The organism is Spirosoma harenae (assembly GCF_054776975.1).
In genome coordinates, this window is record NZ_BAAHBD010000039.1 from 98444 (window position 1) to 112076 (window position 13633).

Consider the following 13633-nt stretch of genomic DNA (forward strand, 5'->3'; position numbering starts at 1 on the left):
GACTATAGATGAGTATCCATCGTGTAGCTTGAACATCTATGCCTATTTTTACTAAAAGAATTTTCTATTCTTTTTTGCTTTTTTTTATTGCCTGCGAAGTAACCCCACTCACCAGTTTAGCCCAAACCATAAGCGGAACAGTATTCCGAGATTTTAACGCGAACGGCACCCAACAAACTTATGAACCGCCTATTGCAGGAGTCGAAATCCGTGTTTTTAATGCATCAGGTGCAAACGTTACGCCCGGCACAGTTGGCACATCTCAGGCCAACGGTAGCTATTCAATAACCCCGACTACGGGGGCGGGTAATTATCGAATCGAGTTTACCGTTCCTACATCTCTCAACTTCCTTTACGAAAGCTTTCACCAGGTAGCAGGCGCAGGAACCGCCATTCAATTTGTCAGTACAGGAACATCAGGCATCAATTTCGCCCTAAGTGCCCGTACGGATTACTGCCAGGATGCTCCCCCACTCACGACATCCTATTATGTCAGTGGCGATCCATTGGCAATGGGAAGTTCGATTGCCAATGAGCACACGATGGTCTCTCTACCCTTCTCAGCTACTGGTGCCACGCCGTCTGTTTCTCCCCTTGCCGATGCCTATCAGATTGGTAGTATCTGGGGATTAGCTTTCCAGCGAGAAACCAATAAACTTTTTTCAGCCGCTTTTCTAAAGCGACATACAGGATTAGGCCCTGCCGGACTAGGTGGTATTTATGTAACGACAACGAGCGGTACACCTTCTACATCGACCTATGTTGATCTGGAAGAAGCGCCGTTCAGTCTGACCTTAGGTGCGTCAGTAGTTGGCACCCGAACATTACCCTCAAGCGGTACGGTATCGAGTAACGACGACACAGCATTCGATGCCGTTGGCAAGGTTGGATTGGGGGGATTGGCCTTATCGTCCGATGGAGCTACGCTATACGCAGTTGATTTATTTAACCGTCAGTTGCTTGCTCTCGCTGTTGGCAATCCTGTAAAAGCGACACTCACAGCCTCCGACTTAACTAAAATCTCTATCCCTGACCCAGGATGTACGAATGGTGTTGCCCGTCCTTTTGCGGTTCATGTTCACGATGGGAAAGTGTACGTGGGAGTTATTTGCACTGGGGAGACATCGGGTACCAATGCTGACTTGTTTGCGCATATCTACATAATGCCTGAACAGGGTACAATGCTTTCGACCAGCCCGACGTTTAGCTTCCGACTCAATTACTCCAAGGGGAAGATTCATACGAATGATGCTGTTCTAGGATCTGCCTGGGAAACCTGGACAACTACGTTTAGCGGCTTGCATCTGGGCGCGCAAATTACGGCTGGAACTCGCATTGCTCGTCCTCAGCCTATTCTTTCTGACCTGGATTTCGCCGATAATGGCGATATGATCCTGGGGTTCATGGATCGTGGCGGGCATCAATTAGGTTATAAACAGCGTAATCCTACTCAGCCTTCAGTTCCCCCTTATTTTAATGGCTATATCGGAGGAGATCTGTTACGGGCTCATTTCGATGGTACAAACTGGGTTCTGGAAAATAATGGCGTAGTCGGATCACTGGTTACCGCGAGCGACAGTACGGGTCAGGGACCGGGGCAGCCTATTGCTGGGGGATATACGTCCGGGAAAGAATTTTTCTACGAAGAAAACTATGCCGAAGCATCCGATATTCATCAGGAAACAGCAATGGGTAGTATCGCTATTGTACCCGGTCATAATCAGACGATAGCTACCGTTATTGACCCAATCAGTATTTGGGCCGGCGGTTTCACCCGATTCAATAACACGACAGGGGCCGGTCCCACGGAAGAGCGGGTGCAACTTTACTCTACAATCGCTACGGGGACGGGGCCAGCTGAAGGTGGCAATCCAGCTACTTTTGGGAAAACCAATGGTTTAGGTGATATCGAACCGCTTTGTTCGCCCGCGCCGATTGAAATTGGTAACCGGGTCTGGTTTGACAAGAACGACGATGGGATACAGGGGCCTGATGAGCCGGGTCTTGCAGGTCTGCGCGTTACATTATCTGGCACCGGGCTAAGTTCACCGGTCAGCGTTACGACGGATGCCTATGGCGAATATTATTTCACAAACAATACGGGTACAACCACAACAGGCTACGCCTATAGCCTTTCGCTAACCAGTGGAGGTTCGTATACAATCAGCTTTCCGACCAGCTTTAGCACGTATAATGTAAGTACCAAACCCAATTCTGCTTCAGGTAGCAACGCCGATAATATCGATACGGACGCCAACGGAACCGGTCTTATTTCCTTTACGATGGGCGGATCGGGTGAAAATAATTACTCATTCGACGTTGGTTACACATCCATTGAACCAGTTTGTAATCTAGTTACCACAGCCATTCCCGGACCTTGTGTCAATGAGGTGTATTCCACCACTATCGTCGTCCAGATGACCAATCCACCCAATGGCATACTGAACGTCGCTGATAATCAGTTCCGATCTACCTATGCGGTCGACGAGGCTACGGGTACTGTTAGCCGGATCGTAGTATTCAATAACCTACCTGCCAATGGAGCTATTCATGCGGTAGGTGCGGTGATTAATGGAAGCACTCGAACCTGTACCACACAAGGCACTTCTTACACAGCTCCTACATCCTGCTTACCACGCGTCGCCGTAACCGCCAATCCGGGAGCGTGTAGTCCAGCAACCAATACTTATAGTGTAACAGGTAGTATCTCGCTGACCAATGCCTCAGCAGGCACCGTAACTGTCTACCTTGATAATGTACGCTCAGCTACGATTGCTGTTAGTGCGGGGGCTACTTCGGTTCCTTACTCGCTGACAGGATTGCTTTCGGGTACGGGCAATCATACAATAGCGGCTGAATTTGGATCAGTAGATAATACAGCTACATACTCGGCACCGGCCTCCTGCTCCGTAACTCCGGTTTGTTCAATCAGTGCCGTAGTCAATCCGGGATCATGCCAGGCGGCTACCAATACGTTTTCCAATACGGTTGTCGTAACAGTCTACAATCCAACAGCAGGATCAATTACTATTCGCGATGGCAACCAGTCGGCCATATTTTCTACCACAGCCAATATACCGAACTCATTTACAGCTGTGTTTCCGGGATTCATAGCCAACGGAGCCAACCGGAGTGTTATCACTACGCTTCCCGGCTGTTCAACAACGACAACTGCCTACTCAGCCCCGAACTCCTGCTCAGTGTCTCCTATATGTTCACTGACTGCCACAGTCAGCCCTGGTATATGTCACTCGGCGACGAACGCGTATGATGCAATCGTGGTCATCAATCTGACTAATGCCAGTTCAGGAACACTTTCGGTGAGCATTTCTGGAGTGGCCCCGATTAGACAACGAATAACTGCGGGTACGACTTCACTAACAGTCATTGTCCCTAATTTAATGTCTGATGGGGCTACTCATATTGCAACAGTTAGTTTACCAGGGTGCAGTACTACAACGGCAACGTATAACGCCCCCGAATCCTGTACACAACCAACAGGCAACCAACTAATTATAACTAAAGTTGTCGATAAAACCAGAGCCAAACAAGGCGACATTCTCACCTATTCCCTAACGCTGACCAATATAGGTTCTACTACGGCTACCAACGTCGTCGTGCGCGATTCGGCCTCTACGGGACTAACGTATCTTGCCAATTCATCACTTGTTCCTACCGGAACAACCTTTAATTCGGGGATTCCAGTTAGCACCTGGGTTGTAGCTCAGGTAAGTCCGGGTCAGAGTTATACGGTTAGTTTCCAGGCACGGGTCGATAGTACAGGAATCCTTTACAGCCGGGCCACCATCCCCGGCGATACCGCTGTTACCAGTACGTCAGTGCCTGTAATTGTCTGCAAGGGTGATACTTACTTATTTCGGCTCTCCGTGCCAGCGGGCAAAACTTCTTACCAGTGGTTTAAAAACGGCGTTGCCATTCCCAATGCAACGACCAATACGCTGGATGTGAGTACGCCAGGTAGTTATAGCCTGGCCGCCGATAGCCTGGCCGGACAATGCCCTAGCTTCAGCTGTAGTCCCTTCATCATTGAGGAAGATACTCTGCCTACGTTTCAGGCAATAGCCTATCCCGTCAGTTGTCTGAGAGCAACTCCCCAGACGAATGGGCAAATCGTTTTGACTAATTTCCGGACGGGCTACACCTACCAATATTCCGCAGGGATCAATTTTAATGAATCGGCGGTGTTGTCAGGCGTAGCGAAATCGATTCCGGTCAATGGAATCATCGCCAATAATCTAACTAATCCATCTTCTGTCCAGGCGTATACAATTCGGGTTTATAATAGTTCAGGCTGTTATACCGATGTCACAGTAACACTTAATCCGACTGTATGTACCTGCCCAGCGGAAGTCTGTGTTCCGCTGGTTATCAAACAAACAAAAGGGACAAAACCCAAACGGTAATCGTACTTAGTGCTGGTAAACGCACGAAAGCCTGTCTGAAATTTCGGATAGGCTTTCGTGCGTTTAAGGAGTTGACTACCCTGGTTTTATGTGAATAAATCCATTTCAAAATGTGAAGATTCATTCATACAAGGCTTTTTTATAATCTTTCTTACATTTTAAAAGTACTAATTAGTTTACTATATACCTGTTTTACTATCTTAAAAAATACTGGCACGGCATTTGTGGTATGGGCTTCTCGATAAACAAAACGATTGTTTGTTGACATAACCCAGCAACGCTACGATATGCCTAACCCAGTGATTGTACTTCACTATCCATTCAGGAACAAGGCCATACTGAAAGCCAGTACTGAATCGATTCCTGCAATTGTGACCTATCCATATCGAGCGATAGGATGTGTGCTGTTGACTCCAGTAGTCCAGATCCTGGCAACAAAATCAGGACTACTTACCAAACCCTGGCGACCAACTACCGGCTAGCGACTCAATTCATCAACTTTTCTTGTAGGCTTCATTATTAGCCCGATAAACTCGGCGGTTAACTTTTCATCCCATTACTTTAAATTATTTACATATGCTCACTTATACAATTATATCGTATTCGTATGCACGAGCAAAACAGAAACGGCCTTTTTTTCTAACCAGATTCTCTCAAACAGCCCGTTTTCTGTTCGCATTGCTCCTGCTTATGCAACTACCTGTCGTGAGCATAGCGCAATGTATTTCCAGCTCAACGTTAACAGCGGCCTTAACGTCCAGTAATGACGATGCCATTCAATCCGGTGCCAATGTTTCTACAGAAACCTCTTCATTATCCTTTGCTAATCAATACATTGGCCTGCGTTTTCCCTCAGTCTACATTCCTAAATCGGCAACCATTACCAGTGCCTATATCCAGTTTACCGGTAGTAGCCCTGCAACGGGTGCCAACGTGTCGAACGTGGGAATCCGAGGACATAGTGTAGCTAATTCATCCTCCTTTACAGCTGCTACTGGCTCGAATGAACTTTCTACTCGTTATCTGACTGCTCCCACATCGGCTTCGCTTAACTGGTCAGAAGATACACCCTGGGCTAGTGGAGTGCAAGGTGCCAGTACACCTGATCTTGCAGCGATTGTCCAGGAAATCGTTAACCGCTCAGATTGGAAACCAAACAACGCCATTACGATTCTGTTTGATGCAACTTCGGCCACAGGAGGGCCTTCTGCCAGAGCTTATGATGACCCTCTTCACAAATCGCCCAGACTGATCGTCACCTTCAAAGCGGCTACTTCTTTATCGATCATTCCCACTGTATCGGGCTGTTTTAATACCACCGCCGGGAGCCGGGCAACGGTTAGTACCGAGATTCGATGGACAGATGCGCCAGCAAACGATAGCCTTATCGTTATGCTGGGAAGCCAACGCCTATCCATTATGCCCGGAGTCGATACGATTGGTTTCTATGATGCCGGTGACATGCCTTATATGACGCTGGTTCGGTTCGAATTTGCATCTCCCCAAGTCCTTACGTTCGAAATTCCCGCCGATGGATCAGCAGGAACGGTCACTACATTTTTCAAAAGCAATACCGCTTGCACAGCCTCAGCGACTTACACGGCCCCAGCGGCCTGTCCCGCTTTTGTCTGTACGCCCGGCACTGATCTGAGTGGCACAGCTTTCAATGACTTCAATGCTGATGGTATTAAAAATGCCGGAGAAATAACGGGCATACCGGGTGTCACGGTGAAGGCTTATGACTGTGCCGGTGGGGTTTATACGGCTACTACCGATGCAAATGGCCAATACAAACTGACAATTCCGGTAGCCAATTATCCGGTACGGGTAGAATTTACCAATCTGCCTGCAGGGTATCTTGCCCAAGGTACACCGAATGGTGCAGATGGTCGTACAACGGTTCAATTCCTGACAGCTCCCGATTGCGGAGTTGATTTTGGTATGTCGGACCCAACGAATTATTGTCAGAACAATCCGAAGATTTTTGTTCCCTGCTACGTAAGCGGAGATCCATTAATAGCCGGAGCTGCCAATGCGAGCGAACTACCTGCTTTTGTATCAGTCAATTACGCCGATTACTCCATCGCTACCAGTTCGAATACCTATTCGAATTCAAACCTTTCAAACCCGCTGGCGATTGCGAAAGCCAAGCAAGTTGGTTCGCTATGGGGTACGGTTTATAATCGCCAAACCAAAACTATTTTTACATCCGCTGTTTTGCGTCGGCAATCTGGCCTGGGACCTTTAGGATTGGGTGGTATCTATACCATCAACCCGGCCACAAATACGGTCACCAATTTCCTGGATGTCACTAGCATTGGTATCAATGTGGGTTCGAATTCGGTAAGCTCGAATTCGGTTCGGGGCTTATCGAGTAACCCCGCAACGAACAGTCACGATGCCACTGTTTTTAGTCAGGTTGGTAAGTTCGGTATTGGTGGAATTGCCCTCTCCTCGACTAACAATCAACTGTATTTCGTCAATCTGTTCGACAAAAAAGTTTATGGTCTGGACATCACCGCTTATAACACAGGTGGAACTGCCCCGACTACCTTTACGTCATTTCCTATTCCCAGCGGCTGTTCAGCAGGCAGCAATTCACGTCCCTGGGCTATAAAATACCACAGTGGAAAAGTATATGTTGGCGTCGTTTGCGACGGTGCTGAATCCGATAACCGATCCGATTTGCGGGCTTTCATCTATGCCCTCGATCCAACCAGTGGTTCGTGGACCACGGCCTTCGATTTCCCACTCACCTACCCCAAAGGTCCATCTATTTTGTTCGATAACCCCAGCAATGGGACAACGTCCAGCAACTGGCGCACCTGGACAGATACGTTCAGCGAAGTAGTCAATACGGATGGCTATTATTTAACGCGTAGCCAGCCAATTCTATCATCTATTGAGTTCGATGTCGATAATTCGATTGTCATGGCTTTTGCCAACCGGACGAGCTTACAGGGTGGGGCTGAAACCTTCAGTACAAATACAAATGATGCGAATGTTTACTATACGATCAGTGGAGGAGACATTCTGCGCGCTGCGAATAAAAACGGAATTTATACACTGGAGAACAATGCCAAAGCAGGAGGTGCTACGGGTTCTTTTCCTAATAATAACCAGGGTCCGGGATTAGGGGAGTTTTACGATGACAACTTCTTTCATTACTCGATTTTAGGGTATGCGGAAAATGCACTCGGAGGATTGGCCCTGCGACCTGGTTCTGGAAACGTAGTCACCTCTGCCATGAGTCCCCTGAACGAATTTCAGGATGGCACTGCCGGTTATGGTTTCCGCCAGTTGTCGAATACAACCGGTGCTGTACAGTCGTCTTACATTGTTTATCAGGATAATAATTCTCAAAAATCGGTAAGTCTGGGCGATTTTGATTTAGGTTGTTCTACGCCTTCTTTTATCGAGATTGGAAATCGGGTTTGGATCGACACGGATAGTGATGGGCTTCAGGATCCCTGCGAGTCAGCATTAGCAGGGGTGAATGTATCGCTCTATAAATCAGGCACTCTCATTGCCTCCACCACCACGAATGGAAATGGGGAATATTATTTCTCATCGAAAAGCAAACTCACCAGCGGCACATGGAGCGGCACTGGTGCTGACACAACTTTATTGGCCAATACGGCTTATCAGATAGCGTTTGGCAATGGACAATTTACTAACAACGGGCTTACAATCGGCAATTTCCGGTATCAGCCTGCCACAGCGTTTAGTACAACCCCAACTGCCAGTACATTGAATGATTCCAATGTTCAACTCGCAAGCATTGGTGGCAATACACTTCCTGTTGCCAATGTTACTACGGGCGATCTGGGTTCGGTCAATCATACGATCGATGCAGGATTTGTTTGTCTGCCTCCTTCTGTAGCGACTATAAGTGCGACGCCTGCCATCTGCGCTGGTCCTTCGGCAAGCCCGAACAGTGCCCGCATTGATTTGAGTGGTCTTCAAAACGCCGAAAAAGCGTATCTATACACAACAGGCCCTGCCCCTGCCTACACCGCTGTCGGTGGACAACCAATATCGACGTCGGCCGTTTCATTTACTGGCCTGGCTGATCCAGCAACAGTTGCGGGTCAGAGTTACTCAATTATTATTTACAATACTCCTACCTGCTCGACAATTGTGACGGTTAACTTACCTCAGGCGGTTTGCGGCCCCTGTGCCATGACGTTAACGGCTAATCCACAGGCTTGCCAGGGTGCAACGAACAGCTATGCTCTAACCGGTACCATCAGCCTGACCAGCGCTGTACCAGGAACTATTACAGTAACTGACGGAAGTACGACAGTTACCCTCTCCGTAACGTTAGGCCAAACGTCAGTGCCTTATTCATTGACTGGCCTACTGGCTGGTACTGGCAGCCATACGGTCACAGCCTCTCTCCCGAACTGTAGCACAGTTAATTCTACTTATTCAGCTCCAGCCTCCTGTTCAGTAGCTCCCGTTTGTTCGATTAGTGCCGTGGCTACGGCGGGTATCTGTGCTTCAGCAACCAATACCTATGATGCACGAGTAGTAGTCAACCTGACCAATGCTACTTCTGGAACACTCTCGGTGAGCATTCCCGGCGCAGCGCCAGTCAGCCAAACAATGACGGCAGGCACGACTTCGTTAACCGTAGTCGTGCCTGGCCTAACATCAGACGGAGCCATCCACACCGCGACCATCAGTCTGCCCGGTTGTGGATCGACCACCGCTAATTACTCAGCTCCAGCCTCCTGTTCGGTAGCGCCGGTTTGCTCGCTAACGGCGACCGCTACGGCAGGCATCTGTGCTTCGGCGACCAATACGTATTCAGCCAATGTGGTCATCAATCTAACCAATGCTAGTTCTGGTACACTTTCGGTGAGCATCCCCGGTGCGCCTTCTGTCAGTCAGTTGGTAACCAGCGGCACTACCTCGTTAACGGTAATCGTTCCTGGCCTGACTTCCGACGGAACCAGCCACACCGCAACGGTGAGTCTACCCGGCTGTGGGTCGACGACGGCCAATTATACATCCCCAATCTCCTGCTCAGTAGCGTCTATCTGTTCGATTAATGCTGTGCCAACGCAGAGTTTATGCCAGGCGGCTACCAATACGTTTTCCAATACGGTTGTTGTGACAGTCAACAATCCAGTAGCGGGATCGATCACTATTCGCGATGGTTCCCAGACGGCTACGTTCTCCACGACAGTCAATATGCCGAATACATTCACGGCTGTCTTTCCGGGAATTGTTTCTAATGGAGCCAGCCGGACTGTGGTTACTACATTACCCGGCTGTTCAACTTTGCTCACGACCTATACGGCCCCAACTTCCTGTTCGGTAGCGCCGGTTTGTTCGCTCACGGCAGCCGCCACAGCAGGCATCTGTGAGCCAGCCACCAATACGTATTCAGCCAATGTGGTGGTCAATCTGACCAATGCCATATCAGGAACGCTCTCAGTAAGTATTCCGGGCGCAGCGCCAGTCAGCCAAACACTGACGGCAGGCACGACTTCGCTAACGATAGTCGTGCCTGGCCTAACATCAGACGGAGCCATCCACACCGCGACCATCAGTCTGCCCAGTTGTGGGTCTACCACCGCCAACTACTCAGCTCCGGCTTCCTGTTCGGTAGCACCGGTCTGCTCATTGACTGCCGCAGCTACGGCGGGCATCTGTACGCCAGCCACCAATACTTATTCGGCTAATGTGGTGGTGAATTTGACCAATGCCATATCAGGAACGCTCTCGGTGAGCATTCCCGGCGCATCTGCTGTTAGCCAAACGCTGACGGCAGGCACGACTTCGTTAACCGTAGTCGTACCAAGCTTGACGTCGGATGGCGCGATTCATACAGCTACTATCAGTCTGCCCGGTTGTGGATCGACCACCGCTAATTACTCGGCTCCAGCCTCCTGCTCAGTAGCACCTTGTTCATTGACTGCCGCTGCTACAGGGGGTATCTGTGCTTCTGCGACGAATACGTATGATGCACGAGTGGTAGTCAACCTGACCAATGCAAGTTCCGGTACCCTTTCGGTCAGCATTCCGGGAGCCTCACCCATCAGTCAAACTTTAGCTGCGGGAACGGCTTCGTTGACAGTAATTGTGCCCAGTCTAACTTCCGACGGAGCTATCCACACGGCTACGATTAGCTTACCCGGCTGTGGTAGCACTATTGCGACCTATACCGCTCCGGCTTCCTGCTCAGTAGCTCCGCCTGTCTGCGCAGTTTCGGCCACAGCAACTGCGGGTATGTGTGCCTCGGCGACGAATACCTTCACAACTACAGTGAAGATTAACGTAACAAATCCTGTTGCGGGAACACTTACAGTCACAGATGGTGCTTTGGGACAGACTATTGTCGCGACAGCCAGCAGCGGAGTAACGGCATATACTGTTGTTTTCCCTGGAATAACCTCCGATGGTGCTAGCCATACCGTAACGATTAGTCTCCCGGGATGTTCAACGACTTCTACTACCTATACCGCCCCTGGGTCATGTACTCAACCCGTTGGCACACAGTTATCTATTAGCAAATCGGTTAGTAAAGCCAAAGCTAAATTAGGCGAAACCTTAACGTATACTCTTATCCTTACGAACGCAGGTTCGACCACGGCTACTCATGTTGTCGTGAAAGATTCTACGTCTACGGGCTTAAAATATGTTGCCAACTCGGCGACTGCCCCCGTCGGTACAACGTTCGTTCAGGGTTCGCCAATTAGTACCTGGACTGTAGGTGCCATTGCACCAGCGCAGAGCCTTACGCTAAGTTTCCAGTCTAGTATTGATAGTACAGGTATTCTCTACAATCAGGCGTCTATACCAGGCGACACCGCTACCGCTTGTACATCAGTGCCTGTCCAGGTTTGCACAGGCGATACATACCTATTCCGTCTTACTGCTCCAACGGGTCGACTTAGTTACAAATGGTATCGAAACGGCGTACAAATTGTCGATCAAACGACCAATATTCTAAATGTTACCACGCCAGGTAGTTATAGCCTGGCCGCCGACAGCCTGGCCGGACAATGTCCCAGCTTTAGTTGCTGCCCATTCATCATTGAGGAGGATACCCTACCAACGTTCCAGGCCATGGCGATCCCTGTCAGTTGTGCGTCTAACACTCCCCAGGCAAATGGTCAGATTGTCTTAACTAATTTCCGAACGGGTTATACGTACCAATATTCGGCAGGCCTTGATTTTAATGAAAGCAGTCCTTTATCAGGAGCGGCACAAGTGATTCCAGCGAATGGTGTGATTGTGTCTACTTTGGCCAATCCAGCTTCGAGCCAACCATATACGGTTCGCGTTTACAACAGTTCCGGCTGTTATACAGATGTCACGGTAACGCTAAACCCAATAACCTGCAGTTGCTCGCTCACTGCAGTTGCTACAGCAGGGATCTGTGCCTCAGCGACCAACACCTATTCAGCTAATGTGGTGGTAAATTTGACCAATGCGAGTTCGGGAACGCTCTCGGTGAGTGTTCCTGGCGCAACGCCTGTGAGCCAAACAATAGCCGCGGGCACTACGTCTTTAACCGTAGTAGTGCCTGACCTGGCATCGGATGGAACCAGTCATACGGCGACCATCACTCTGCCCGGTTGTGGGTCTACCACCGCCAACTACACCGCACCGGTTTCCTGTTCAGTAGCGCCGGTTTGTTCGTTGACAGCCGCAGCTACGGCGAGCATCTGTACTCCAGCTACGAATATGTATGATGCCCGTGTGGTGGTCAACCTCACTAACGCTACTTCCGGTACGCTCTCAGTGAGTGTTCCGGGAGCCTCACCCGTCAGTCAAACAATGACAGCCGGTACTACTTCGCTAACGGTAGTCGTACCAGGCTTGACGTCGGATGCTGCGATTCATACAGCGACCATCAGTCTACCTGGTTGTGGCTCGACTATTGCTACTTACTCAGCTCCGGCATCCTGCTCAGTAGCGCCGGTTTGCTCGTTAACCGCAGCAGCTACCGCTGGCATCTGTGCTTCGGCGACCAATACGTATTCAGCTAATGTGGTCGTCAATCTGACGAATGCCACCTCAGGTACTCTTTCGGTCAGTATTGCAGGAGCCTCGCCTGTCAGTCAAACAGTGGCGGCAGGTACCACTTCACTAACGGTAGTCGTACCCGGTCTGAATTCTGACGGAGCGATTCATACCGTGCTCCTCAGCCTACCCGGTTGTGGTACGGCCTCGGCCACCTACATGGCTCCGAACTCTTGCTCGGTAACTCCAGCATGCTCGTTGATTGCAGCAGCTACAGCAGATATCTGTAATCCGGCGACGAATACCTATTCGGCTAATGTGGTCGTCAATCTAACCAACGCGAACTCGGGTACACTCTCAGTCAGTATTCCTGGTGCAGCACCTATAAGCCAGTCAATAGCCAGCGGTACGACTTCGTTGACGGTGGTGGTAGCGGGCTTGAACTCCGATGGAGCCATTCATACAGCCACAATTAGTTTGCCTGGTTGCGGTTCAACGATAGTTACCTACACAGCGCCAAACTCCTGTACAACAGCCCCCGTCTGTTCACTGACGGCTGCGGCTACCGCTGGAATTTGTGCCTCGGCCACCAACACCTATGATGCAAATGTGGTGATCAGCTTAACAAATGCCAGCTCAGGGACGCTTTCAGTAAGCATTCCGGGAACTGCGCCAGTTACTCAAACAATAGCGGCAGGCACTACTTCCCTAACGGTAATCGTTCCTGGACTAATATCGGATGGAGTTAGTCATACGGCAACGATCAGTTTGCCGGACTGTAGCACGGCCATAGCAACGTATACTGCTCCGGTTTCCTGTTCGGTAGCACCAGTCTGTTCGCTCACTGCTACGGCTACCGCTGGAATTTGTGCCTCGGCGACCAATACTTACTCAGCTAATGTAGTCGTCGCTCTGACCAATGCGAGTTCGGGTACTCTTTCGGTGAGCATTCCCGGCACAGCTCCTGTCAGTCAGACAATAGCTGCGGGGACGACTTCGCTGACAATTGTAGTCCCAGGGCTGGTTTCTGATGGCGCCAGTCATACGGCGACGGTGAGCCTGCCCGGTTGCGGAACGACTACAGCGACCTACACCGCTCCGGTTTCCTGTTCAGTGGCTCCAGTTTGTTCGCTCACTGCTACGGCTACCGCTGGAATTTGTGCCTCGGCGACCAATACCTATGATGCAAATGTGGTGATCAGCTTAACAAATGCCAGCTCAGGGACGCT

The 13633-nt window shown here is 49.9% G+C and carries 2 protein-coding genes; both read left to right on the forward strand.

Going from position 1 to position 13633, the window contains the following annotated elements; translation table 11 throughout:
* Nucleotides 1–38: 38 nt before the first annotated feature.
* On the forward strand, nt 39–4424 hold the full coding sequence (locus ACYVE4_RS30270; RefSeq protein WP_461044162.1) for an SdrD B-like domain-containing protein: 4386 nt from the start codon (nt 39–41) through the stop codon (nt 4422–4424).
* A 576-nt stretch (nt 4425–5000) separates the two neighbouring features.
* Nucleotides 5001–13633: SdrD B-like domain-containing protein (locus tag ACYVE4_RS30275; protein WP_461044163.1), on the forward strand; the 8633-nt coding region annotated here is incomplete at its 3' end.